Source organism: Alkalibacterium sp. s-m-28, from assembly GCF_054658175.1.
Map to the genome: position 1 here is coordinate 1 of NZ_BAAGIQ010000405.1, position 255 is coordinate 255.

Consider the following 255-nt stretch of genomic DNA (forward strand, 5'->3'; position numbering starts at 1 on the left):
GATTTTCCACGTAGTGCTGCTGGGCTTCGGTCATCTGACGAATCATCTGATAGCGTGTACGAGTAAAACGTAGGAGAGCAACGAATTTTTCTTCTCGTGGTTGAGTTTTCGTATGCTTTCCAGTTGTTAAAAACTCAGCAATGATTTGGGCGTCTAATTTATCATTCTTTTCTTCTGTCCAGACTTTAGAAAAACGATGAATAACCCGCGGGTTTTCTACAATGGTTTCAACGTTAATCAGTTTCAACTCTGGAT

General features: G+C 40.4%; 1 protein-coding gene. It reads right to left on the bottom strand.

Features of this window, described 5'->3' with window-relative positions; genetic code table 11:
* Positions 1 to 255: IS110 family transposase (locus ACYQ4S_RS12775; RefSeq protein WP_459771561.1), on the bottom strand; the 255-nt coding region annotated here is incomplete at both ends.